This window comes from Pseudomonas sp. HP_12 (assembly GCF_055283955.1).
This window is the reverse complement of record NZ_JBTOQG010000007.1, coordinates 137,473-162,568: the sequence shown is the minus strand read 5'-3', so window position 1 is coordinate 162,568 and position 25,096 is coordinate 137,473. Positions and strand designations below refer to the sequence as shown.

Genomic DNA, 25,096 nt, shown 5'->3' with positions numbered 1-25,096 from the left:
AAGGCGATATAGAGAGCCGGTGCGACGGCTTTCCCTGAGAGTTCGTCAAGGTCGCAAGCGCACCCACAGACTCGAATATGAAGAGGTAAGCCTCAAGGGCTTCGTGAGCTTATTCGTAGTCTGCGGGTGCATGTTCCTTCTTGCCGAAAACAGACATCCAGCGAAATCAGTATCGGCTAGAAAAGAACGGAACACCTATATCGTGAGCAAGCTCACTCCCACGAGTACAGCGGCGTGCCTGAGATGTTGAATCGACCCCGAGCCCATGGGAGCGAGATTGCTCGCGAAGACTGATGCTGAGTCACCACAGAAAATAGCTGAATGCTCCAGCCTCTTCGTGAGCAAGCTCACTCCCACGAGTGCAGCGGCGTACCTGAGATGTTGAGCCAGCCGAGATCCTGTGGGAGCGAGCTTGCTCGCGAAGACTGATGCTGAGTCACCACAGACAATAGCTGAATGCCCACAGATCTTCGTGAGCAACCTCTTCCCAACAAAAAGCGCAGCTAACTCTCAGGCTGCAAGCGGGCATTTCGAGATCAGCTGAACTGCGAGGCCAGTTCGCGCAACAGCACTTCGGCCTCCAGCACTTTCTTCACGACGTCCTGAGCTTTCTCGCGAGAGAGCTTCAGGCGCTCGAGCAGCTCGTCCGGAATGCTTTCCAGAGGGCCGGAGCCGATGCCTTCCTTGCGCAGCAGCCTCACCGCCAGGCATACCAGGTTTGCATACTTGTGATGCTCACCTGCGTAGTGCGGGTCGTGCTGAAAGCGCAGGGCGATGACCAGCTCCTCCGGCATGTCCCAGTTGCGCATCAGCCAGGAGCCGATCTGCTCGCGGCTGATGCCCAGCAGATGCTGTTCGACGTAGCTGTGATGCAGGTGCGGATTGACTTCGATCTGGCGGCAGATCAGCGAAAAGTGCGGCGGAAACACATGCGCCAGCAGCAGATAGCCGAAGTTGTGCAGCAAACCGGCGAGGTAGGTCAGGCCACTTTCCGGACGCTCGGCACGGGGCATCGCGCGGGTCAGGCCTTCGATGATCGCAGCCGTGTAGATCGACTGCTGCCAGTAAGGCGTCGCCTGCTGCGGATGATCCTTGGGCAACGCCAGGGTTTTGCCCAGCGCCAGACCGAGCGCCAGATTGATCACCAGATCAAAACCCAGCACGCGAACGATGGCGTCTTCCACCGAACGGATTTTGCCGGCCGAACCGTAATACGGAGAGGCCGCCCAGCTCACCACCTGGGCCGCCAATGCCGGATCGGTTTCGACTACGCCGGTGATGTCGTCGATGGTCGCGTCCGGGTCGACACGCAGCTTGATGATCTTCTGCGCCGTGTCGGCCAGCGGCGGGATTTCCACCGTGGATTCCAGGCGCTGCTGAATGCGTCGGGCGGTGAAGTTCTGAACGGCTTTGGTGATCTCCTCGCGGTCGTCATCGGGACGCGTGAGGTTAGGGGTGACCGACGTCACCGGTTCGCCAAAGCGGGCAGCGCTGGCCTTGGTCAACAGCGTCTTGAAATCCTCGCTGCTGATTTCCAGCAAAAGGCCCGGCTCGCCGGAGTCGATCAGCACGGCAGGCCCAGACAGAATTCGCTCCTCATACAGACAAGGCGAGCTGGTCAGTGCAGGCAGACCGGGCAACGTGCCGAGCTTGTGTTTTTGCAGCATGAGCTCAAGCGACTCTTTCGGAACCGCTTTCAATTTGCGGCCGGTCAACTCGGTGATGCGGTTGAGGTCCAGCAATTGGTTTTGCGGAAACAGGATAAACAGCGCGCCAACGGAGTCATCGACCAGAATGGCCTGAACCTTCTGGGCAGGCGGCAGAGACTCATCGTCAGTTACTTCACGGAAGTTGAGTTTGCCCAGCAACTGCCGAATGACAGAAGGGCAGTGTGGGCTTGTGTCGATGTGGGCAACTTCTGTCATGGCCTGTATCCAGATTCCTACAATCGCTGAAGTATAACCAGCTTAGTTGTTATAGAGGTGAGACACCCTGTTATTGCGTTGACTGCTTCACACTTGCCCGTATTGCTGGCCATGGCGCAACCAGCGTTCCAGCAGGGGACTGACATGGTGCGGCCAGCGTTCAAGCAGTGCCTGGGCCGCGTCCCTGACCGCAGGCAGCAAATCTGCATCGCGCATCAGGTCAGCAACCTTGAACTGCAGCAGCCCTGTCTGACGCGTGCCGAGCATCTCGCCTGGCCCACGCAGCTCCAGATCTTTTTCAGCGATGACGAAGCCGTCGTTGGTTTCACGCATGATGCCCAGCCGCTGACGACCGATCTGCGAAAGTGGCGGGTGGTACAGCAGCACGCAATGGCTGGCCGCGCTGCCCCGGCCGACCCGACCGCGCAACTGATGCAGCTGCGCCAGGCCCAGGCGTTCCGGGTTTTCGATGATCATCAGGCTGGCATTGGGAACGTCCACGCCGACCTCGATCACCGTCGTTGCAATCAGCAGATTCAGATTGCCCTGCTTGAACTCGGCCATGACGGCGGCTTTTTCGGCGGGCTTCATGCGCCCGTGAATCAAGCCGACCTTGAGCTCGCCCAGCGCGCTGGTCAGTTCCTCGAACGTGGTTTCAGCGGCCTGGCATGTCAGCTCCTCGGACTCCTCGATTAGTGTGCACACCCAGTACGCCTGCCGGCCTTCGGCGCACGCATTGCGTACACGCTCGACGACTTCGATCCGTCGGCTGTCGACCACCAACACGGTGTTCACCGGCGTACGCCCGGGTGGCAGTTCGTCGAGGATCGACGTGTCGAGGTCGGCGTAGGCGCTCATTGCCAGCGTGCGTGGAATGGGGGTGGCGGTCATGATCAATTGGTGTGGGCACATCGAGCCGCCGACGCCTTTCTTGCGCAGGGCCAGACGTTGCTGAACACCGAAACGGTGCTGTTCATCGATGATGACCAGCGCGAGATTCCTGAACTGCACTTCGTCCTGGAACAGCGCGTGGGTGCCGACCACCATCGGTGTGCCGCCGGCAATCTGCGCCAGGGATGCCGCCCGCGCCTTGCCCTTGAGTTTGCCCGCGAGCCAGGCTGTCTCGATGCCGAGAGGCTCCAGCCAGCGGGTGAAATTGATGAAATGCTGTTCGGCAAGAATCTCAGTGGGCGCCATCAGTGCAACCTGATAGCCAGCCTCCAGCGCCTGCAACGCCGCGAGTGCTGCGACGACCGTTTTGCCAGCGCCTACGTCGCCCTGAATCAGCCGCAGCATCGGCTCGTTCTGACTGAGGTCGTAGGCGATCTCATTGCCGACGCGCTGCTGCGCACCTGTGGGCGGGAATCCGAGGTTGGCGAGGAATTGCTTCGGCAGGCGTTTCGCCGGGGGCAATGCAGGCGCGCGTTGCGAGCGCAGGCTTTCACGCAGGCGTTGCTGGGAAAGCTGGTGCGTCAGCAACTCTTCAAATGCCAGTCGGTGCTGCGCCCAGTGATGGCCCAGCGCGAGCTCTTCGACGTCAGCATCGGCAGGCGGGTTGTGCAGGTAATGAATGGCCTCAGCCAAGGGCGCGAGTTGATAGTCGCGTGCCAGCTCGTCCGGCAGCCAGTCAGGCAGGCTTTTCGGGCCGAGCATCGACAGGCTCTGCTGACACAATTGCCGCAGGCGCTGCTGGGTGAGGCCTTCGGTCGTGGGATAGATCGGTGTCAGCGTCTGCTCGACAGCCACCGGCTCATCGCCGGTGATCGCGCGGTATTCAGGGTGATAGATCTCAAGCCCCGAAGCGCCGGGCCGGGCTTCGCCGTAACAGCGCACATGGGTACCGCGCTTGAGGCCGTCCTTCTGCGCGTTGCTGAAGTGGTAAAAGCGCAGGCTCAACACGCCGGTGCCGTCGCCGATCCTGACCAGCAAACTGCGGCGCTTGCCCATGACCACGTCGGCGCCGCTGACCACGCCCTCGACCACCGCGTCCTGGCCCGGGCGCAACTCGCCGATGGGCACGACGCGAGTCCTGTCCTGATAACGCAACGGCAGGTGAAACAGCACGTCTTGAATGTTCTCAAGACCGACTTTCGCCAGCTTTTCAGCCATTGCCTCACCGACGCCTTTTAGCGCCGTGACCGAGACATGAGACAGCTCCGTCATACCGTCCCTTAACTCGCTTCAGCCTGAGCTTTAGGACGAGCGACGGAACACAGGCGAATCGAGTCAGCGAGGATTTCGATGGCTTTCGGACGCGGGAAGCTGGCACGCCAGGCGATTGCCACAGTGCGGAATGGCACCGGCGGCGACAGCGGACGGACTTCGATCACGCCGGGTGCGTAGTGGTGGCTGTCGACAGCGGACATCGGCAGGATGGAAATACCCAGTCCTGAAGCGACCATGTGCCGAATGGTTTCCAGCGAGCTGGACTCCACCGTGGTGTGCTTGGCAGCATCGCCGCCCTTGACCAGCGTCGGACAGGCTTCGAGCACCTGATCGCGGAAGCAATGACCTTCGCCCAGCAACAGCAGGCTCTTGTCGTTCAGTGCCGAGGCATCAATGGTCTTTTTCTGAGTCCATGGATGATCGGCAGGCATCAGTACGTAGAACGGCTCGTCGTACAGTGACAGCGTCAGGACATCAGCCTCGTTGAATGGCAGGGCGATGATGATCGCGTCGAGCTCGCCATTGCGCAGCTTGTCGCGCAGCACATGGGTGAAGTTCTCCTCGATGTACAACGGCATCTGCGGGGCGACCCGGTGCAGTTGGGGAATCAGGTGAGGAAAAAGATACGGGCCGACGGTGTAGATCGCGCCGACTTTAAGCGGCGCGGTCAGCTGGTTCTTGCCGGTCTGGGCCAGTTCACGAATGCCCTGGGCCTGTTCGAGGACCTTCTGCGCCTGAGCCACGATGCCCTCGCCAACCGGGGTCAGACGTACGGCACTCTTGCTGCGCTCGAAAATCAGCACACCGAGTTCATCTTCCAGCTTCTTGACGCCCACCGACAAGGTCGGCTGGCTGACGTGACAGCGTTCAGCGGCATGGCCGAAATGCTGCTCTTGAGCGAGGGTAACGATGTAGCGCAATTCTGTGAGGGTCATAACGTGCGTCCATGAAGTTGCGGCCCCAGCATAGCGGGTGCAATCGATAGACGCACGTTATCAACCCGTCGCGGCTGACAAAATTCTGGTTTCAGCGTTTATCCAGGGAATAAACGAAGGGAGCGACCACTTCCAGCGACCCGTTCTTCAGCAATTCCGGCGGCGGCTTGGGCAATGGCTGCGCGCGGCGGATCATTTCCAGCGTCGCTCGATCCAGTGATGCGCTGCCCGAGCCTCCGGCCAGTTCATAGGACAACACGCGGCCTTCGCCATCGACCACGAAGCGCAGACGACTGGTGCCCTGCATGCCCCGACGTCGAGCATCTTCCGGGTACCGCTTGAACTTGCTCAGGTGACTCAGCAATTCACCCTGCCAAGTGGGTAATGCATTGCTTGGCGGCGTGGGCGGAGCAGGTTGCGGCGACGCTGACTTCTCCGGCTTGGCGTTGGACGGCGGGGCGTCCAGCGGCTTGTCGTCGGCTGGCTTTTCTTCCTTCGGCGGCTCGACCTTTTTCACAGGTTTTGGCGGCTGTGGTTTGGGCTTGGGCTTGACCGGTTTGGGTACGGCGATTTCGGCCTTGGGCGCTTCGGCGACTGGTGGAATCGGCAGTTGTTCTTCAGGCGCAGGCGGCTGCGGCGGTTGCACGACTTTTGGCGGTGGCGGCGGGGCGGGCTCGGGAACAGGCGCCAGCTCGACCATCATCGCGGCCGGCGGCAGCTCGATGGCCTGCGAGGAGGGCCAGCGCAATGCGACGACAATCGCCACGGCATGGACCGCCAGCACCAACAACAGACTACCGCTATAGCGCGTCAGCTTTTGGCGCGTATTGATCATTTCTTGCCGACCGTCTCGAGACCCACCAGGCCCACCTTCAGGTAGCCAGCGCCGCGCAGGGCGTTCATGACGTCCATCAGGTCGCCGTAGTCGACGCCCTTGTCGGCCTGGAAGAAGATCGTGGTGTCTTTCTTGCCTTTGGTCTTGGCATCCAGCACCTGACCGATCTGCTCGCGGGCCACTTTTTCATCGCCCAGGTACAGGCTCTGGTCGGCTTTCACGCTCAGGAAAATCGGCTTCTCGGGTCGAGGCACCGGCTTGGCGGTAGAGGCAGGCAGGTCAACTTTGATGTCTACGGTTGCCAGCGGGGCGGCAACCATGAAGATGATCAGCAGGACCAGCATGACGTCGATGAACGGCGTCACGTTGATTTCGTGGTTCTCGGCGAGCTCGTCGTCGCCTTCCTTCAAATGCAGGCCCATGGTTTACCCCATCTTTACCATGTGCGGCGATTGGCTGCGCTCGACCGCAGGCTGGTGATCCAGATCGCGACTGACCAGCAATAGAACCTGCGCCGAAGCGTCGGAGACTTGCGCCTTGTAACCGGCAATGGAGCGGGCGAAGACGTTATAGATGACGACGGCAGGAATCGCGGCAACCAGACCCAGTGCGGTGGCCAGCAAGGCCTCCGCGATGCCCGGCGCCACAACAGCCAGGTTGGTGGTCTGGGTTTTGGCGATGCCGATAAAGCTGTTCATGATCCCCCATACGGTGCCAAACAGGCCCACAAACGGCGCAGTCGAGCCGATGGTAGCCAACACGCCAGTGCCCATGCTCATGTTGCGGCCGCAAGCAGCGACCAGCCGTTCAAGGCGGAAAGCGACGCGCTCCTTGATGCCTTCCCGTTCGCGGGTGTTAGCCGACAGGCGCATCTCTTCCAGTGCGTCGTGCACCAGCAAATGGGAAAGGGTGCCGTCTTTCTTCGCCCCTGCGCTGGCTTCGTCCAGGTTGCGTGCACGTTTCAGCGCAGCGATTTCGCTCCGCAGACGACGCTTGGCGCCCAGCAGTTCGAAGCCCTTGGCGATCCAGATGGTCCAGGTAATGACCGATGCAATGGCCAGACCGATCATCACGGCTTTGACGATGATGTCCGCGTTCTTGTACATACCCCAGGGCGAGAGGTCGTGGGACATGCCCAGGCTGTTATCTTCCGCAGCGGCATCAAGCGACTCAGCCGGAGCAGATGCCGGGGTCAGTTCTTGAACGCCTGGCGTTGTCGCAGGGTCAACCGGAGTGGCGGTTGGCGCCTCGGCCTGTACGGCGGGCTTTTGTACGGGAGCGTTGGAGTCGGCGAGCGCTATGGGCGTCAACATCAGGCTGAACAGCAGCGCGGCAATGGCGCGTCCTGCGCGTGGCAGACCTCGGTTGGCAATGGACGAAGCGGGGGTTTGAATAGATGTCATGCTGGCCCGACCTGATATGAAAATAGGTGTTCGTTCTGAGAGCGTCACGCTGGCGCGAGGCGAGCGGAGGAGAACAAAGGGCCGTCATTATTGCAAGTAATTCTTGTTAACAAAAGTAAGAGCGTCTCTTTTTTCATGAGAATGCGTCCCAATGGTCGGTTTTACAGCCCGCTTTACAGGCTCAAATTCAACAAGTGATGTGGAGATTGGACATGTCAGCGCCATCCGTTTTGATTGCTGGATGTGGCGATATCGGGAGCCGACTGGCCTCCCAACTTATGCCCGATGACTGGACCGTGTACGGCCTGCGCCGCTCGGTAGAGAAACTGCCCAACGGCGTGCTAGGCGTCAGCGGCGATCTTTTCGACCCCCGCATTCCCGCTCACTGGCCGGAAGGGCGACTGGATTACCTGGTCTACTGCGCCACACCTACTGACCGGGATGAGGCGGGTTACCGCGCGGCTTATGTGGAAGGCCTTCGGCACGTGCTGGGCTGGAGCGAGCGCAGCGGACAGAGGCCGAAGCGGATATTGTTCGTGTCCAGCAGCAGCGTCTATGGCCAGCAGCACGGCGAGTGGGTTGATGAAACGTCGCCAGTCGAAGCGACCGGGTACTCAGGCCAGGTCATGCGCGAAGCTGAACAAGTGGCGTTGGACAGCGGTGTACCAGCTACCATCGTCAGGCTGACCGGGATTTACGGCCCGGGACGCAGTGATCTAATGAACCGTGTACGTCAGGGCTACAGTGTTGCAACTGATCCGCCCCTGTATGGCAACCGTATTCATGCTGATGACGCGGCCGGGCTGCTGGCGTTTTTGCTGCGCGCTGCTGCAGACGATGTAGCGCTGGAAGACTGTTATATCGGCGTCGACGATGCGCCCGCGCCGCTGGCCGAAGTGGTCGACTGGATGCGTCAGCGTCTGGGCGTCACAGAGTGGTCGGATGAACACAGCGTGCGCCGCGCCGGCAGCAAGCGCTGCAGCAACGCCCGCGCCAAAGCGCTGGGCTGGACGCCGCTTTATGCGACTTATAAAGAAGGGTATGAGGCGATGCTGGCAGACCAGCCGAAGTAGGTCGGATCACTGAAATCCTGTGGGAGCGAGCTTGCTCGCGAAGAGGGTGGCACAGCCGCTAAGTATCCAGCGGCTGAAAGGCCCTTTCGTGAGCAAGCTCACTCCCACAACAACGACGTTCGCTGTATCAGTTCTTCTCAAGCACCCAGCGCTTCTCGCCCGGGCGAAGGTCCGGCATTTCGGTTGCCTGGGCGTTATTTACGGCCTGGAACAACTCCAGCTGTTTGCCGTTGCGAACGAAGATCCACGGGTTACCGCGCTCGTTCTTCTCCAGCCACATGCTGTCGTATTCACCGCTCATGGCCGCGCAGTCGCCGGCCAGGCACAGTGCGTAGCGATCATTACCTGGCAGGCCACTGACGCTGCCGTCCGGCAGGAATTCAACCGTGCTGCCCTGACCGTCGCCATTCACGATGGTCCACTTGCCGCCAAGGTAGGCGGTGTAGAGCGCGCGCTCAAAGCTGGTGCCGGGTTGCGCGCCGGCCGGTGGGGCTTCTTTCGGCGAGCGGAAATGCTGCTCAGGCCCGGTGTCGCTGGCGCGCTGCACCAGCTCATCGCCCTTGATGGTCAGCTCATCAGACGCATTGCCGTAGAAGTCGACGCGCAGCTTGCCGTCGGCATTGCTGGCGATCTTGCCTTCACTCAGCTCGAAGCCGTTTGAAGCAGTGGCTTGTCCGGCCTTGGTGTTGATGTTCCATTCCAGATTCGGGCCGTAGGCCAGCAGCGCCTGACGCAGGTTGCCGCCTTGGGCTGCCGCGTCGATGGCCGCCTGGTTGATCCAGGTGCCGTCCGGGCTTTTGTCGGAGTGGCTGGCGCAGCCGCTGAGCAGTGCGACCAGCAGCGAGAGGGCAAACGCAACGCGCATGGGCGGAGTCCTTCCTTTTCTGAGGAGGCGGAGCGTGCTTGAGCTCCGCACCGGGATTTACTCGATGACCAGAATGGCGTCCATTTCGACTTGAGCGCCACGCGGCAGCGCTGCCACGCCAATGGCGGCGCGCGCCGGGTACGGCTGTTCGAAATATTTGCCCATGATCTCGTTGACCTTGGCGAAGTGGCTCAGGTCAGCGAGGAAGATATTCAGCTTGACGATGTCCTTGAACGAACCGCCTGCCGCTTCGGCCACCGCCTTCAGGTTTTCGAAGACCTGAACGGTCTGTGCTTCAAAGCCTTCGACCAGTTCCATGGTCTTCGGGTCCAGCGGAATCTGGCCCGACATGTAGACGGTGTTGCCCGCCTTGATTGCCTGGGAGTAGGTGCCGATGGCGGCGGGGGCTTTGTCGCTGGAGATGACGGTCTTGCTCATGAAAAACTCCTGTTTGCGGTTTGACTACGCGCGCATACGGGTGATGCGGATCACGCCGGCCAGGGCGCGCAGTTTCTTGATCACACGAGCCAGATGCACGCGGTCGTGCACGCTGACAACCAGTTGGACCACGCTGATGCGACCATCGCGTTCATCCATACTGATTTTTTCGATGTTGCCGTCCGCGGCGTTGACGCTGCTGGCGAGCAAGGCGATCAGGCCACGCTGGTGTTCCAGTTCGACGCGCAACTCAACGTTGAATTCGCCGGTGACGTCTTTGGCCCAGGACAGCTGAATGCACTTCTCGGGGTTGTGGCGGATTTCCGCGATGTTCCGACAGTTGTCCAGGTGCACGACCATGCCTTTGCCTGCGGACAGATGTCCGACGATCGGGTCGCCTGGAATCGGCGTGCAGCACTTGGCGTAACTGAGGACGAGGCCTTCGGTGCCACGAATAGCCAGTGGACCTTCTGCGTTTGGCAGTTGATCGCCTTCACTGGCCAGCAATCGGCGAGCGACCACGTAAGCCATGCGGTTACCCAGGCCAATGTCTTCGAGCAGGTCTTCGATGACCTCGACCCGATACTCGGCAAGGATAAGGCGCACGCGTTCGGCCGGAATCTTTTCCAGCGTGCTGTCGAAGCCGTTGAGTACTTTGTTCAGCAGGCGTTCGCCGAGATTGATCGACTCCGATCGGCGCTGCAGTTTGAGCGCATGACGGATGTGCGTGCGGGCCTTGCCGGTCACGACAAAGTTGAGCCAGGCCGGATTCGGACGTGCTCCCGGCGCACTCACAATCTCGACGGTCGAGCCGCTTTGCAGCGGTTCGGACAGCGGCGCCAGCCGGCGATTGATCCGGCAGGCGATGCAGCTGTTGCCGACGTCGGTGTGCACGGCATACGCGAAGTCCACCGCCGTGGAGCCTTTCGGCAGCTCCATGATTCGGCCCTTGGGCGTGAACACGTAGACCTCGTCCGGGAACAGGTCAATCTTCACGCTTTCGATGAATTCCAGCGAGTTACCCGCACGCTGCTGCATTTCCAGTACGCCCTTGACCCACTGACGGGCCCGCGCGTGGGTGCTTTTCGGCTGTTCATCGCCAGAAGATTTGTACAGCCAGTGCGCGGCGATGCCGTTGTTGGCCATCTCTTCCATTTCGCGGGTACGAATCTGGATTTCGATGGGCACGCCGTGCATCCCGAACAGGGTGGTGTGCAGCGATTGATAGCCGTTGGCTTTCGGGATCGCGATGTAATCCTTGAAGCGGCCGGGCAGCGGCTTGTACAAATTATGCACAGCGCCGAGCACGCGATAGCAGGTGTCGACCTTGTCGACGATGATCCTGAACGCGTAGACGTCCATGATCTCGTTGAAGGCCCGGCGCTTGCCGCGCATCTTTTTGTAGATGCCATACAAATGCTTCTGACGACCGCTGACTTCGCCTTCGATGCCGTCAACAGCGAGGCAGTGGCTCAGCGACTCTTCGATCTTGTTGACCAGTTCCTTGCGGTTGCCACGCGCGCGCTTGACCGCCTGGCCGATGCGCGAAGAGCGCATCGGGTACATCGCCTTGAAACCCAGGTCTTCGAATTCGATGCGCACGCTGTGCATGCCGAGACGATTGGCGATAGGGGCGTAGATTTCGAGGGTTTCTTTGGCGATGCGACGGCGCTTCTCTCCGGAAAGGACTTCCAGCGTGCGCATGTTATGCAGGCGGTCGGCGAGCTTGACCAGAATCACACGGATGTCCCGCGCCATGGCCATCGCCATCTTCTGGAAGTTCTCGGCCTGAGCTTCGGCTTTGGTCTCGAAGTTCATCTGGGTCAGTTTGCTGACCCCGTCGACCAATTCGGCCACCGTTTCGCCAAACTGTGCGCAGAGCGCTTCTTTGGCGATGCCGGTGTCTTCGATCACGTCATGCAGCATGGCGGCCATCAGGCTCTGATGGTCCATGTGCATGTCGGCAAGAATATTGGCCACCGCCAGCGGATGCGTGACGTAGGCTTCGCCGCTGCGACGGCGTTGGCCGTCGTGGGCTTGTTCGGCGTAGAAGTACGCCCGGCGGACCAGATTGACCTGGTCTGCGCCGAGGTAGGTCGAGAGGCGATCGGCGAGGGCGTCTATGCTCGGCAAGATAAATCTCCTTGCCGAAGGCTGTGACCCTGCGCCTTGCTACGTCGACCAGGCATAGGCTTAGACGGCCTCGCTGGACTCGTCCTCGAATGCGGCGAACAATGGTTCATCTTCAACGATTTCGGCTTCTGCGATAACAGCGTAATCCATCAGGCCTGCAGCGATTTCACGCAGGGCCACTACGGTAGGCTTGTCGTTTTCCCATGCCAGCTTTGGCTCTTTGCCACCGGTCGCCAGTTGACGCGAGCGCTTGGTGGCGAGCATGACCAGCTCAAAACGGTTATCTACATGTTCCAGGCAGTCTTCAACGGTCACGCGGGCCATGGGTATTCCTCGTAGCAAATGCGATATGCGCGGTGCCCGAATGGGCGAGCGGACTCGACAGTCTAAAAAATCACCAGCGTTTAGGGAAGCGCTGATTTCAATAGCCCGGTTTTGCCGGGCAAAAACCGATCAGGCCAACAGTTGCGACAACAGCTGACTATGACGCTGCTGTTGGTGCTCCTGGCTCAGCAAATTGGCGCGGAAGATCGCTTTCAGGTCTTCGAGCGCCGTGGCGAAATCGTCGTTGATCACAATGTAATCGTATTCGGCGTAGTGACTCATTTCGCTGACGGCTTCGCGCATGCGGCCTTCAATGATCTCGTCGCTGTCCTGGCCCCGGTTGGTCAAACGCTGGCGCAGCGCCTGCTGGGTCGGCGGCAGAATGAAGATCGAGCGGGCGTGGGGCATCAGTTTGCGAACCTGCTCCGCACCTTGCCAGTCGATCTCCAGAATCAGGTCATGACCTTCGTCCAGCGTCTGCTGCAAACGGCTTTGTGAGGTCCCGTACATATTGCCGAAGACTTCAGCCTGTTCGAGAAAGTCGCCGTGCTCGATCATGCGCACGAACTCGGCGCGGTCGACGAAGTGGTAATTCACGCCGTCCACTTCTCCCGGACGCATGGCCCGGGTGGTGTGGGACACCGACACGCGAATCTGCGGCTGAGCGTTGATCAGGGCGTTGACCAGACTGGTCTTGCCCGCGCCCGACGGGGCGGAAATGATGTACAGGGTGCCGGTGCTGTGGGTCATGTTGGAGGTGGCCTTACTCAATGTTCTGCACTTGTTCGCGCATCTGCTCGATCAACACTTTGAGGTTGACGGCAGCTTGCGTGCTTCGAGGATCAAAGGCTTTGGAGCCCAGGGTGTTGGCTTCGCGGTTGAGCTCTTGCATCAGAAAATCCAGCCGGCGCCCGGCTTGTCCGCCGGCTTTGAGCACGCGGCGAACCTCGGTGACGTGCGTGCTCAGGCGGTCGAGTTCTTCGGCGACGTCGCTTTTTTGCGCCAGCAGGACCATTTCCTGTTCCAGACGCTGCGGATCGAGCTCGGCCTTCATGTCGGCAAAGCGATCGAGCACCTTCTGGCGCTGGGCGGCGAGCATCTGCGGCACGAGCGTACGCAAGGTCGCGACTTCAGTCTTGATCGCGGTAAGCCGTTCGTCGAGAAGCCTGGCCAGATCGGCGCCTTCGCGGGCGCGCCCGGCCTTGAGTTCTTCGAGGGCTTCGTTGAACAAGGCCAGGGCATCGTTGTTGAGCGCTTGCGGATCGGCAGCGTCGGCCACCAGCACACCCGGCCAGGCCAGCACTTCAAGCGGGTTCAGCGCAGCAGGTTGTTTGATCAGGCTGGCAACGATCTCCGCTGCCGCGACCAGTTGCCCTGCGCGCTCGCGATCAACCTGCAGCGGTTTGCCTGCGGTTTCTTCAGTAAAACGCAGGGTGCATTCGATTTTGCCCCGAGAAAGGCCCTGGCGCAGCGCTTCACGTACAGCGCCTTCGAGGTCACGGAAGGATTCCGGGAGGCGCAAATGGGGTTCGAGGTAACGGTGATTGACCGAGCGCATTTCCCAGCTCAGCGTGCCTTGTGGGCCGGCTCGTTCAGCGCGGGCAAAAGCCGTCATGCTGTGCACCATGGGAAGTACCTCTATAAATTCAGGCGTTTGCGGATAGCCGGTCCGGGATGAATCCCCGGCAAAGTGTCGTGGGGAAACGACTGGCTATAAAGGCGCAGGATTGTAGCTCAGTGCAGGGTGTGCGCCCAAATGTGGCATTGTCGCAAGCGATGCGCGGCGTCGTGACCAAGTTGTCCGGCAGTGCACATCAGCAGCGTCCATTGTGAGCAATGTGTCATTAGATGTCCCAAGCCGTGCCTGCACCTCTATAATGCAGACCAGTTTTCCGTCTCCCAGTTCAGGTATCCCAGATGAAACGTCCAAGTGGTCGCGCTGCCGATCAGCTTCGCCCGATCCGCATCACCCGCAACTACACCAAGCACGCCGAGGGTTCTGTGCTGGTCGAGTTCGGTGATACCAAGGTGATCTGCACCGTCAGCGTTGAAAACGGCGTTCCGCGTTTTCTCAAGGGGCAGGGCCAGGGCTGGTTGACGGCTGAATATGGCATGCTGCCTCGCGCAACGGGCGAGCGTAACCAGCGCGAAGCCAGCCGTGGCAAGCAGGGCGGCCGTACCCTCGAAATCCAGCGCCTGATCGGCCGCTCGCTGCGTGCGGCACTGGACATGTCCAAGCTGGGTGAAATCACCTTGTATGTCGACTGCGACGTGATCCAGGCCGACGGCGGGACACGCACTGCGTCGATCACCGGCTCCATGGTTGCGCTGATCGATGCACTCAAATCGATCAAAAAGCGTGGCGGCCTGAAGGGTGGCGATCCGCTGAAGCAGATGATCGCAGCCGTATCGGTGGGCATGTATCAGGGCGAGCCGGTCCTGGACCTGGATTATCTTGAAGACTCTGCGGCCGAGACCGACCTCAACGTGGTCATGACCAATGCGGGCGGTTTCATCGAAGTGCAGGGCACTGCCGAGGGCGCACCGTTCCAGCCTGAAGACTTGAACGCGATGCTGGCACTGGCTCAAAAAGGCATGAACGAAATCTTCGAACTGCAGCAGGCGGCACTGGCCGACTGATCGGTTTCTACGTCAGAACACCACGTCAGAGCACTACATCAAAACAGGGAAAGCATGATGATCGAGAGTCAGTCGCCGTTGCCAACGCCGAGTAAAGAAGTCCGTCAGTGGGCAATGCTGTGCCACTTCGCGGCGTTCTTCGGCCTGATCTTCCCGTTCGGCAATTTGCTCGGGCCCCTGATCGTCTGGCAGCTCAAGAAAGAAGTCGACCCGTACATCGATGCCCAGGGCAAGGAAGCCCTCAATTTTCAGATCACCGTCGCCATCGCCGCGATGATCTGTTTTTTGCTGATGGTGGTGATTATCGGCTTTCCGCTGTTGATGCTGGTGGGCGTCGGCGCGCTGGTGCTGACGATCATCGCGGGCGTCAAGGTCAATGACGGCGTCGCCTACCGCTATCCGTTTACCTGGCGGCTGATCAAGTAAGACTTCACGGAGATCGGCAAATGCCTGATCTGCGGACAAACAAAAGCCGACTTCACGTCGGCTTTTTTTGAGCTACTGAACGTCAGATGGTGAGCGTCCAGTCGTAATCCACGATCAGCGGCGCGTGTTGCGAGAAGCGCGGCTGGCGTGGAAGGCGCGCACTGCGTACGAAACGACGCAGGCCCGGGGTCAGCAGTTGATAATCGAAGCGCCAGCCCAGGTTGAGCATCTCGGCCTGTTCGTTATCCGGCCACCAGCTGTACTGATCGCCTTCACGGCTGACTTCGCGCAGGGCATCGACGTAACCCATGTTGCCAACGATCTCGTCCATCCATGCACGCTCTGGTGCCAGGAAGCCCGGAGATTGCTGGCTGTCACGCCAGTTCTTGATGTCCAGCTTCTGTTGCGCCACATACAGCGAGCCACAGTAAATGTACTCGCGACGTTTGCGCCGCTGCTTGTCGAGGTACTTGCCGAAATCGTCCATGAGCTTGAATTTCTGATTCAAGTCTTCATCGCCGTTCATCCCGGAAGGAAGCAGCAAGGTAGCGATACTGACTTTGTCGAAATCTGCCTGCAGGTAACGCCCGTAACGGTCAGCCGTCTCGAAACCAAGACCGTTGATAACTGCCTTCGGCTGCAGCCGCGAGTAAAGCGCCACGCCACCCTGGGCAGGCACTTCGGCTTCGCAGGCATATAGGAAGTAGCCGTCCAGTTGGAAGGCTGGGTCGTCCAGTTCAAAGGCGGAGGCGCGGGTGTCCTGAAGGCAGATGACGTCGGCATTCTGGGCTTGCAGCCAACTGAGCAAACCACGCTCGACTGCAGCCTGAATACCATTAACGTTCACACTGATGATCCGCATAAATGGCCCCAAAAATCACGTGCGTGTATGATACCCGAGCTCTACCTAATTAGCTAAATCCGTGGTATTCGGGGCTTTTTTCATGCAGGCGTATCAACGCGATTTCATTCGTTTTGCCATCGATCGCGGAGTTTTGCGCTTCGGTGAGTTCACATTGAAGTCTGGGCGCACCAGTCCTTACTTCTTCAATGCCGGTCTTTTCAACAGTGGTTCGGCCCTCGCCCAATTGGGTAAGTTCTACGCCGCTGCCGTTGTTGAAAGCGGTATCTCCTTCGATGTTCTGTTCGGCCCGGCCTACAAGGGTATTCCCCTTGCAGCGGCGACTGCCGTGGCGCTGGCCGACCATCACAACCTCGACCTACCCTGGTGCTTCAACCGCAAAGAGGCCAAGGCCCATGGCGAAGGCGGCAGCCTGGTGGGCGCGCCGTTGACCGGCAATGTGCTGATCATCGATGACGTAATAACTGCAGGCACCGCGATTCGCGAAGTCATGCAGATCATTCAGGCCCAGGGCGCGAACGCTGCCGGCGTGCTGATCGCGTTGAACCGCCAGGAGCGCGGCAATGGCGAGCTGTCTGCCATACAGGAAGTCGAGCGTGATTTCGGCATTCCGGTGGTGAGCATCGTTTCGTTGAATCAGGTGCTGGAATTCCTGGCCGATGATCCGCAGCTCAAGCAGCACTTGCCTGCCGTCGAGGCTTACCGGGCTCAATACGGAATCTGAGCCTCCAAAAGGATGCGGTTTATGCTCAAGCTGGGCACGTTGGGTTTTTGTCTGTCGCTGGGTTTGGGTTGCATCGCGAGTGTTCAAGCGGACGACGCCCCGGGCATCGTGCTGTATCGCTACGTCGACAGTCGCGGCGTGACCGTGCTCGATCGCCAGGGCGTGCCCCCGGAGTACGTCGGCAAGGGTTATGAAGTGCTGAATCAGCGCGGTCGCGTGGTGCAGACGATACCGCCTGCACCTTCGGCCGATGAACTCCGCGATGCCCAGGCCGCCAAGCTGCAGTCCGACGCCGATGCGCATCTGCTTCGGCTGTACACCAGCGTCGAAGACGTCGACCGGGCGAAGAATCGTCGGCTCGCTGAACTCGACGGCTTGATCGTCGTGGCTCAAGGCAACATTCAGAACCTCGTCACGCAGCAGGGCGCACTTCAGACGCAGGCGGCTGATCAGGAGCGGGCAGGGCATCCTGTGCCCAAGACGCTGCTCGATCAGATGGACGACCTGCGCGATCAGCAGCAGAACCTGAAAGTCGACATCCTGCGCTATCAGACTGCGCGAACCCAGGCCGAAACCGAGTTCGCGCAAGATCGTGCGCGGTTGCAGAAGCTTTTGGGCCGCTAGCCTGCGCGCCCTCGCTTCGGATCAGACGATCAGCACTGGGACAGTCTCAAGCTGCATGTCGAGCGCAGCGGCAAGCCGATGATTGCCGTTGACCACCGGATAAGCGCCGTTTTCCAGCTCCCTGACGTGGATAGGCGGCAGGTATTGCCCCTCGGTAATGCCTGACTTGATGTCGTCCAGCCGCTTCTGAATCAACTCTCCTCGACCGGGATTCAGGCGCTGTGGGGCGACCTGCATGACATTAGCCTGAAGTGCAGGTTCTACACGCCATGTTTTCAGGGTGGCATGGTTATAAAACCTGAAAACGCTCACCCGCAAGTTGGTGAGGGCGTCCAGATATACCCCGTCGTACACATCATGGAGCGCGATGCTTTTGCTGCCGTTGGCGGTTTCGTAGATAAACAGCGGCGTTCCGTCCTCCACCGCTTCTCTGATGGCAGTGAGCTGCTCTGGCGTTGCACTGATGCCATTGACCTTCATCACGTCTGCCAGATCAGCAGTGGCATCGATCGCAGGGCCCAGCGTGCCGCTATCGGGTCCCGCGATGGGGCTTTTCATCGCGCCTCGGCCAGACAGGGGATAGCCCGTCCTGCCGTTGATGCGTTGCAGTGAATTCCCCATGGCTCGTCGCGCGATCAGCCGTGGGCCATATGCGCACCCCGAGGTAATCAGGTAATAGGCGCCCTGCGTGCGAGACACAGCGTTGGAGATTCTGCGCACCGGCACATTCTCAATGTCCCCGACTTTGGCGAGGACATCCATGGTGCTCGTGCCGTGCCATTGCGTGGGCGTTGTGATGGTGGGGATGCCAGAGACGTGGCGCAGGCCCTGGCTTATGCCTGCTGTTGACCTGGCGATGCCGTGCATTCGACGAGCCAGGGCATGAAAGGCGTTCATATTGAACGCCTTTGAAGCGAGCAGCTTGCCGATGGCCCCAGGCATGAAAGTGCTGGAAGCGCGTGTCGCTCGATACACATGAGCAGAGCTCAGAAATACGGCGGGCATCAGCTGCGCGAATGTCGGCAGGGCCCGCATAACACTCAGCTTGCCCGCATTGAATGCCAGTCTGATTGCACCTCGTAAAAGCCTCAATGCCGGGATGCCGAAGGTGAGCGCGTCCAGCGTACAGGCGACGGCGGGAGACTCATCCGTCGCAATCGCATTGACGCAGGCGAGACCTGGAACGAACAGTTCAAGACGGCGCAAAAGTGGAGGGTAGTTGCTGGCCACCTCTTCCGATGCTGTCTGATGGCGGTGATAGAGGTAGGCGTCATGGGAGTAAAAAAACAGGTGGGTTGTCGCTACCTCGAACGAAATGTCCTTCAGGCGTGCCGATGTCAGGGCAGTGCCTGCATCGTCGGACAGGGAGGCGAGCGGGGCGAGCTCGGCGACCATTTCGCTGATGACCACAGAGGTTTTGCCGGGTTGTGGCTTGGTAAGGTTGGCGTAGGCGTCCCAGTCGATACCCACGGCGCTTCCGGACACGATTTCCAGCGCTGAGGGCAGTGCTGAAGGAAAGGGATGCGCACGCCGGGTAGGAATTGCCAAATGGGTATGACGTACGGCAACGCCCACGAGAGGGAAAAGCTCGTAGTAAAAAGTGTTTTCCCGGTCCGCACATTCGAGGATAAAACCGTATCGACCCCGCTTACGTTCTCTGTCTTGTGGCACTTCGAAGCCTGCGAGCTTCCCCGTGGAAGTGCGCACCGTATGAATCTTCACCCTCCCGCAGTGAAGCGCTCTTCGATCCTCGGCGGGCAACTGCGTCAGCAACTCCTCGATGATAAATGCGTAGGCGGCTTTTGCTCGCGCTTCATAGAACCGGTATTGCGCTTCAAACATCCTCGGAATATCGATGCCGATAAGCGGGGTCGAGATCCTGTCAAACCCCCCTCTGACTGGCGCTCGGGGCGTGACAGGTTCGAACGTGTCGGTCCCGTTCACCAGTTCTCCCGCTGAAAAAACGTCCAGCAAGTAAAAACGAGAAGCGTCGCTTGAGGGGTCACTGCGCAATAAATGTTCAAGTCGCCTGCTGAAGGCGGCGGGATACATGAGCATTTTTTTGATGTCGTCGGCCTCGGCGCCAAAAATGTCGCGAAGCTTGCCCATCGCTAGTCGAACGCGATCAGGTACCTCACGGGTCATTCCCTCGGCCGCCTCCAACGCATTGGCAATGTAACCGTCCAGGGCGGCCGCTGCCGCGTCCATCTCCGACAGCGAAAAGTCGTTAGTGCCCTCACTGCGCGATAGCCCATTGGCGGTCGCCCACGTCAGGCTGGGAAGTGCGCGGGTGGTGGCAATCAGGGTCAGCTCTTCATAGCTCGCCTCCTTGCTCAAGTTCATGGGCAACTGAATCACTTCTTCGAACGTGAGCGTCGATGCCAACGCTGGAGCAAGCGTATTGCCGAGTGATACGCCATGAACGAAATTCACCCACGCCGCCGTGCCGTATCGCAGGTCTTCATCGATGCCCTCCACCACGAAGTCAGGAATGGCAGGCGAAAGGATGTACAGCGCCAGCTCAGGCGTGGCGGTCTTTGCTGCGAGTGCGTTGAGCAGCCGTGTCTGACGCTGCCGGTAGGTCAGGCCCCAATTCTGCGGCCCCTCCAGATCACAACCCGCAACGTGTCCTGGCCTTTGGTACTCGGGGGGATTGAGCTCCAGCATGAGTGCCGCCCATACCAGTTGCTGGCGAATGACCGGGGCGGTGACCTCACCATCCTCGCCGCCGTACCATTCCAGCGCCTTGAGCAGTTGACCGGCGAGCGTCTCAGCCGGCGCAGAGCTGAGCATCGAGTCGAGGACGATGCTCAGGGATTTTTGCGTTGGCCTGGCAGCGTTGGCGCCTGGCTTCAAGACGGCCAAATGGGGGGCTGCGAGGAGCGACAGCAGCGTCTGCGTACCTTGGGTGTCGTTCGGCTGTGGCGTGTTTTGAAACAGGAAACGCCCGACCGTGTCGTTGATTCTGACCAGATCCCCGGTCGTCAACAAAGCGTCGACCTGATGAGGCAGCGTCATGAGTCGGGCAGGCTCTATGGTGCTACTCACGCGTGAAGTAGCGGGTAAAAGCAACCATCTCTGGCTGCCGGCGAGGTAGGTCGGGTGCCAGCCGCGTAGAACCTGCTCCCGGTTCGCTGGCGCCTCGGCGCTTTCGTCCATCCCGTGATCAGGCGCCCGAGGTGCCACAAGGTTGAAGCGGAAGTTGTCGGTATCGAATTCCACTTCGTACGTGCGGCCGTCGAGTTCGATGAACAGCAGGCCGTCGACGTTGTAAACGCCACTGAATGGCGCGACGTCCTCAAGCGCGTCGTGCCCGGTCAGCGACTGCGCGCTGACGTAGGGCTCCAACAGATCTGCCGAGGGCGCCAGCTCTACATTCGGCTGCTCGCCGGGCAAAAGGAGTTCCAATGAGGATTCTGGTTGAACGGGTGGCGGGGTATTGCGATGCAGCGTGGACATAAGAGGTCTCGAAATAATGAGCGAGACCTACGGTGTTCAGTTCCTGAGGGTGTGACTGTCATCAGATGGCGCTTTAGCCGGTCGGATAAGTCTGAAGCCTGTGTGGGCGCCACTAAAACCTGGCCGTAAAAAAGCCCCGACCGGCAGTGGGCCGGGCGGGGCTTTTTACAGCGGCAATCAGTGACGCTTGCGATTGCTGATCAAAGTGCCAACGCCGGTATCGGTAAAAATCTCCAGCAGCACGGCATTCGGCACACGGCCGTCGATGATATGCGAGGTGTTCACGCCGCCCTGAACCGCTTCCAGTGCGCAACGGATCTTTGGGAGCATCCCGCCGTAGATAGTGCCGTCGGCGATCAGGCCATTGACCTGCTCGGTGGTCAGGCCGGTCAGCACCTTGCCTTCCTTGTCCATCAGGCCGGCGATGTTGGTCAGCAGCATCAGCTTTTCGGCCTTCAGGGCTTCAGCGACTTTGCCTGCGACCAGATCGGCGTTGATGTTATAGGACTCGCCATCCGCGCCTACGCCAATGGGCGCAATCACCGGAATGAAATCGCCCTTCACCAGCATGTTCAGCAGGTCGGTGTTGATGCCGACAACTTCACCCACATGGCCGATGTCGATGATTTCCGGCTTGAGCATGTCCGGGGTCTGACGCGTGACGTTCATTTTCTTCGCACGAATCAGCTGCGCGTCTTTACCGGTCAGGCCGATGGCGCTGCCACCGTGGCGGTTGATCAGGTTGACGATGTCCTTGTTGACCTGGCCGCCCAGCACCATTTCCACCACGTCCATGGTTTCGGCGTCGGTCACGCGCATGCCGTCGATGAAATGGCTTTCGATGGACAGGCGCTTGAGCAGGTCGCCAATCTGAGGGCCACCGCCGTGAACCACGACCGGGTTGATACCCACCGCCTTCATCAGCACGATGTCGCGGGCGAAGCCGGTTTTCAGCTCGTCGCTCTCCATGGCGTTGCCGCCGTATTTGATGACAAGCGTCTTGCCAACAAAGCGTCGGATGTAGGGCAACGCTTCGGAAAGGACCTTGGCGGCATTGGCTGCGGCATCATGTTCGAGGGTCATTTGGGCTCCACTCAAAATTGGGTCAAAAAGGAAGTTCTAGATCCGGTGCTACGTGTTTCAACTGGGTATGGAAGACGTCCTTGATCCGCTGCAGCTCGAGCTCGGTTTCGGCCTCGAAGCGTAATACCAGCATGGGCGTGGTATTGGAAGCGCGAACCAGGCCCCAGCCTTTCGGATAATCGACCCGCACACCATCGATGCTGGTGAGGTTGGCGTTGCCCCATTGGGCGTCGCGCTCCAGCGCTTCCATGATGCTGAACTTGCGGGTCTCGGTGACTTTGATGTTGATCTCGGGCGTGGACAGATCGTTTGGAAAGGTCTGGAAAAGCTCCTCGGCGCTGAATTTTTCCTGACTGAGGATTTCCAGCAGACGCGCTGCGCTGTAGATGCCGTCGTCGAAACCGAACCAGCGCTCCTTGAAGAAGATGTGTCCGCTCATCTCGCCTGCCAACAGTGCGCCGCTTTCCTTCATCTTCTTCTTGATCAGCGAATGACCCGTCTTCCACATAACCGGGCGGCCGCCGTATTCGTGGATCAACGGTATCAGGCGCCGCGTGCATTTGACGTCGAAGATCACGTCAGCGCCGGGATTGCGCTTGACCACATCCCGGGCAAACAGCATCAGCAGGCGGTCAGGGTAGATGATGGTGCCGGTATTGGTGACAACACCGACACGATCGGCATCACCGTCGAAGGCCAGTCCCAGATCGGCGCCGGTTTCCCGGACCTTGGCGATCAGGTCCTGAAGGTTCTCCGGCTTGCCCGGATCAGGGTGATGGTTGGGGAAGTTGCCGTCGACCTCGCAATACAGCGGGATGACTTCGCAATTCAGCGCTTCGATCAATTGTGGGGCGATAACGCCACCTGCACCATTGCCGCAATCCACCACTACTTTCATGCGCCGCGCGAGCACCACATCGCCAATGATCTCGCTGGCGTAACGGTCGAGGATATTGACCTTGATGACGCTGCCTTTGGCGGACGGCAGGTCGTTGGCCTTGATGCGTTCGTGCAGTGCCTGAATCTGCTCGTCTGCCAGCGTATCGCCGGCAATGACGATCTTGAAGCCGTTGTAATCCTTCGGGTTGTGGCTGCCCGTCAACATGACGCCGGTTTTCCCCGCCAGTACGTGGGTGGCGTAGTACAGCGCCGGCGTGGGCACCAGACCGATGTCGCTGACGTGGCAGCCACTGTCATGCAGCCCCTTGATCAAGTCCGCGACCAGCTCAGGCCCCGAGAGTCGACCGTCGCGGCCTACCGAAACATGCGGCTCGCCCTGCGCGAGACTTTCCGCACCGACGGCGCGGCCGATCCAGTAGGCGGTCTCGGCGTTCAGCGTATCGCCGACGATGCCGCGAATGTCGTAGGCGCGGAAAATCGTCTCGGGAAATGTCGGGGCGATGGAGGCGGTGCTGCTCATGACGCGGGATGGCTCCGACTGCGGGAAGTCAGGGTGGTCATCGATCAGGTCGAGGTCGAGGATATCGGTGTCCTGGAACAGAGGGTCGGTCAGGTGGTCATCCTCCGACACGACCGGAAGGAGCGGTGCGGCGCCGTGCGGCGGTGTCCCGGCTGGCTGACCCTGTTCTGTCGACCCTGCTGACGCTGGATTATTGCGCAGCGAGAAACGCGCCATGCTCTGAGCGAGCCCGTTCAACGCGGGCAGGCTCAAGCTGAAGGCCTTGACGGCCTTGCCTCCGGAGAGTTCTTGCAGCAGTTGCTCAAGCTGCCGCGCGTCGGCAGCAACCCGGCGCTTGAGCGCACTCTCGTTCAGATACAACCCCAACAGCATCGCCCCGGCGGCAACCAGCAAGGCGAGCAGCAGCATCAGCCAGGGCGTCGAGCCTTGCAGCGCGGGGCCGGCCGCAAAGGTCAGTTTCCAGTTGGGGTAGCCGGTGGAGAATTCTTGTGGACGGCTGCCGTCGTCTTCGCCGCGCGTGAGAAAATTCTGCGCGGTGGCGTTTCCGAACTGCTGAACGAGCACCACCTGCCCCGCATCGGCAGGGGTCTCGGGCAGTGCATTGATCAGCCGCTGTGGGTTGAACGCCAGCAACAGGGTGCCGGTGATCGGCGCGTCTGGCGCCGTGCGCAAGGGCGCGGCGCTGTAGATCAGCCATGCGTCGCCAACCTTGCGCGCTTCGGGCGCAGGCGTTTCACCCTTGCCGGCCTTGGCCAGCATATCCAACGTGGCGAAGCTGATCGGCAGCGCGCTTTGGGTGTCTACGCTGTTGAATCCCACAGGGTTGAGCCGTGCGCCTACCACGCCGTCTCGATAACGCAATTGAGCCTGCGCGCTCTCGATGACCGACGAATTGTTGCTCAACAGGGCCTGGCTCAGCGCGGCGTCCATCGCGGCGGCCTGGGTGTCGGCGTTGATCTGGCGCAGGGCCTTGTTGACGGCCCCGGCTTGCGCGCTGCCCCAGGCCTGAACCAGCTGCTCCTGTTGCTGCGGCTGGCTTTGGATGGCAAGCCACACCAGCACCATTGCCGCGAGCAGGCCGATGAGCGAAGGAATGAGGCCGGGACTTGCCAGGCTCAGATTGGCGTCTTTGCCGGCCGGGGCACTTGTTTCCGGAACGGGGGTCGCTTTGGCTGTGCGTTTGATGCCTTTCAAACTAACTCTCCCTGCTGGGTCGTCCTGACGCGTTCTTGTTGTTTTCGCACCGCTCAAAGCCCGTCAGGCCAAAAGCGATGCGTTAGCCAAAGTGAGTGTTTGTGACCGGATCAATGGCTGCCGGAGTGGCCGAAGCCGCCTGCGCCGCGCTGACTCTCGTCAAAGTCTTGGACGATTTCAAAGTGCGCCTGCACCACCGGCACCAGTACAAGCTGAGCCAGACGCTCGCCGATGGAGATCTTGAAAGCGGTCTGGCCACGGTTCCAGCAGGAGACCATCAGTTCGCCTTGATAATCGGAGTCGATCAGGCCCACCAGGTTGCCCAGCACGATGCCGTGTTTATGCCCCAGGCCCGAGCGCGGCAGAATCAGTGCAGCCAGGCCGGGGTCTGCGATGTATATCGACAGCCCGGTAGGAATCAGGAGGGTCTGACCCGGTTCGAGCAAAGTGTCTTCTTTCAGCATGGCGCGCAGGTCGAGGCCGGCGGAGCCAGAAGTGGCGTAAGCGGGAAGCGGGAATTCGCTGCCAATGCGAGGGTCGAGGATCTTGGCTTGTAGAGCGTGCATT

The 25,096-nt window shown here is 60.1% G+C and carries 22 protein-coding genes; 5 read left to right on the top strand and 17 right to left on the bottom strand.

The annotated features are described in order from the left end of the window. Window positions 1-536 precede the first annotated feature (536 nt). The 6 genes from ACYASU_RS07655 to exbB all read right to left on the bottom strand — a co-directional run bounded on the left by ACYASU_RS07655 (window position 537) and on the right by exbB (window position 7,264). Window positions 537-1,925, bottom strand: a complete 1,389-nt coding sequence (locus ACYASU_RS07655; RefSeq protein WP_192171469.1) for an aminoacyl-tRNA deacylase and HDOD domain-containing protein — start codon at window positions 1,923-1,925, stop codon at window positions 537-539. 87 nt (window positions 1,926-2,012) lie between these two features. Then, the gene (gene recG / locus ACYASU_RS07650) at window positions 2,013-4,088 is read right to left on the bottom strand and encodes an ATP-dependent DNA helicase RecG (RefSeq protein ID WP_192171468.1); all 2,076 of its coding nucleotides are present in this window, start codon (window positions 4,086-4,088) and stop codon (window positions 2,013-2,015) included. Between the two features lie 8 nt (window positions 4,089-4,096). After that, window positions 4,097-5,026, bottom strand: coding sequence for a hydrogen peroxide-inducible genes activator (locus ACYASU_RS07645; RefSeq protein WP_065988216.1), 930 nt, complete (start codon window positions 5,024-5,026; stop codon window positions 4,097-4,099). 91 nt (window positions 5,027-5,117) lie between these two features. Continuing rightward, complete coding sequence (locus ACYASU_RS07640; protein ID WP_074885868.1) at window positions 5,118-5,861, bottom strand: energy transducer TonB; 744 nt, start codon at window positions 5,859-5,861, stop codon at window positions 5,118-5,120. Next, window positions 5,858-6,283 carry a TonB system transport protein ExbD gene (gene exbD / locus ACYASU_RS07635; protein ID WP_133773871.1) on the bottom strand — a complete coding sequence of 142 codons (426 nt, stop codon included), beginning with the start codon at window positions 6,281-6,283 and terminating at the stop codon, window positions 5,858-5,860. Before exbD ends, ACYASU_RS07640 begins: the two co-directional genes overlap by 4 nt. A 3-nt stretch (window positions 6,284-6,286) precedes the next feature. Continuing rightward, window positions 6,287-7,264, bottom strand: a complete 978-nt coding sequence (gene exbB, locus ACYASU_RS07630; RefSeq protein WP_463582441.1) for a tonB-system energizer ExbB — start codon at window positions 7,262-7,264, stop codon at window positions 6,287-6,289. A gap of 212 nt (window positions 7,265-7,476) precedes the next feature. Here exbB and ACYASU_RS07625 point away from each other — a divergent pair, with 212 nt between their 5' ends. After that, window positions 7,477-8,337, top strand: coding sequence for an NAD-dependent epimerase/dehydratase family protein (locus ACYASU_RS07625; protein WP_463582440.1), 861 nt, complete (start codon window positions 7,477-7,479; stop codon window positions 8,335-8,337). A 127-nt stretch (window positions 8,338-8,464) separates the two neighbouring features. Here the strand turns inward: ACYASU_RS07625 and ACYASU_RS07620 are convergent, their stop codons facing one another. The 6 genes from ACYASU_RS07620 to ACYASU_RS07595 form a co-directional block, all read right to left on the bottom strand. Beyond that, complete coding sequence (locus tag ACYASU_RS07620) at window positions 8,465-9,202, bottom strand: hypothetical protein (protein WP_192171464.1); 738 nt, start codon at window positions 9,200-9,202, stop codon at window positions 8,465-8,467. Window positions 9,203-9,259: 57 nt separating this feature from the next. After that, window positions 9,260-9,640 carry a RidA family protein gene (locus ACYASU_RS07615; RefSeq protein WP_463582439.1) on the bottom strand — a complete coding sequence of 127 codons (381 nt, stop codon included), beginning with the start codon at window positions 9,638-9,640 and terminating at the stop codon, window positions 9,260-9,262. 24 nt (window positions 9,641-9,664) lie between these two features. After that, entirely contained in the window at window positions 9,665-11,773 is a 2,109-nt protein-coding gene (gene spoT / locus ACYASU_RS07610; protein WP_463582438.1) for a bifunctional GTP diphosphokinase/guanosine-3',5'-bis pyrophosphate 3'-pyrophosphohydrolase, read from the bottom strand. Window positions 11,774-11,833: 60 nt separating this feature from the next. Beyond that, on the bottom strand, window positions 11,834-12,097 hold the full coding sequence (rpoZ, locus tag ACYASU_RS07605) for a DNA-directed RNA polymerase subunit omega (RefSeq protein ID WP_025257879.1): 264 nt from the start codon (window positions 12,095-12,097) through the stop codon (window positions 11,834-11,836). A gap of 129 nt (window positions 12,098-12,226) precedes the next feature. Next, a complete protein-coding gene (gene gmk / locus ACYASU_RS07600; protein ID WP_192171487.1) occupies window positions 12,227-12,847 on the bottom strand; it encodes a guanylate kinase in 621 nt (206 codons plus the stop codon). Window positions 12,848-12,860: 13 nt separating this feature from the next. Further along, complete coding sequence (locus ACYASU_RS07595; protein ID WP_192171462.1) at window positions 12,861-13,724, bottom strand: YicC/YloC family endoribonuclease; 864 nt, start codon at window positions 13,722-13,724, stop codon at window positions 12,861-12,863. 290 nt (window positions 13,725-14,014) lie between these two features. Between ACYASU_RS07595 and rph the strand changes: the two genes are divergently transcribed. Then, a complete protein-coding gene (rph, locus tag ACYASU_RS07590; protein WP_122534172.1) occupies window positions 14,015-14,737 on the top strand; it encodes a ribonuclease PH in 723 nt (240 codons plus the stop codon). 57 nt (window positions 14,738-14,794) lie between these two features. Continuing rightward, entirely contained in the window at window positions 14,795-15,163 is a 369-nt protein-coding gene (locus tag ACYASU_RS07585) for a DUF4870 domain-containing protein (protein WP_065988228.1), read from the top strand. 82 nt (window positions 15,164-15,245) lie between these two features. Here ACYASU_RS07585 and ACYASU_RS07580 read toward each other — a convergent pair whose 3' ends face one another. Then, window positions 15,246-16,025 carry an exodeoxyribonuclease III gene (locus tag ACYASU_RS07580; protein WP_065988229.1) on the bottom strand — a complete coding sequence of 260 codons (780 nt, stop codon included), beginning with the start codon at window positions 16,023-16,025 and terminating at the stop codon, window positions 15,246-15,248. Between the two features lie 82 nt (window positions 16,026-16,107). Between ACYASU_RS07580 and pyrE the strand changes: the two genes are divergently transcribed. Together pyrE and ACYASU_RS07570 are read left to right on the top strand one after the other, a co-directional pair. Further along, a complete protein-coding gene (gene pyrE, locus ACYASU_RS07575; protein WP_093466265.1) occupies window positions 16,108-16,749 on the top strand; it encodes an orotate phosphoribosyltransferase in 642 nt (213 codons plus the stop codon). A 12-nt stretch (window positions 16,750-16,761) separates the two neighbouring features. After that, a complete protein-coding gene (locus ACYASU_RS07570; RefSeq protein WP_423571976.1) occupies window positions 16,762-17,373 on the top strand; it encodes a DUF4124 domain-containing protein in 612 nt (203 codons plus the stop codon). Between the two features lie 21 nt (window positions 17,374-17,394). On the opposite strand, the gene ACYASU_RS07565 is transcribed toward ACYASU_RS07570, so the two are convergent. The 4 genes from ACYASU_RS07565 to dut all read right to left on the bottom strand — a co-directional run bounded on the left by ACYASU_RS07565 (window position 17,395) and on the right by dut (window position 25,095). Continuing rightward, entirely contained in the window at window positions 17,395-20,832 is a 3,438-nt protein-coding gene (locus ACYASU_RS07565; RefSeq protein ID WP_463582437.1) for a ParB/RepB/Spo0J family partition protein, read from the bottom strand. Window positions 20,833-21,009: 177 nt separating this feature from the next. Next, window positions 21,010-21,915 (bottom strand): acetylglutamate kinase, encoded by a 906-nt coding sequence (argB, locus tag ACYASU_RS07560; RefSeq protein ID WP_192171456.1) that lies wholly within the window; start codon window positions 21,913-21,915, stop codon window positions 21,010-21,012. Between the two features lie 22 nt (window positions 21,916-21,937). Beyond that, window positions 21,938-23,335, bottom strand: coding sequence for a phosphomannomutase/phosphoglucomutase (locus ACYASU_RS07555; protein WP_463582445.1), 1,398 nt, complete (start codon window positions 23,333-23,335; stop codon window positions 21,938-21,940). Window positions 23,336-24,639: 1,304 nt separating this feature from the next. Further along, complete coding sequence (dut, locus tag ACYASU_RS07550; RefSeq protein WP_192171455.1) at window positions 24,640-25,095, bottom strand: dUTP diphosphatase; 456 nt, start codon at window positions 25,093-25,095, stop codon at window positions 24,640-24,642. Window position 25,096 lies beyond the last annotated feature (1 nt).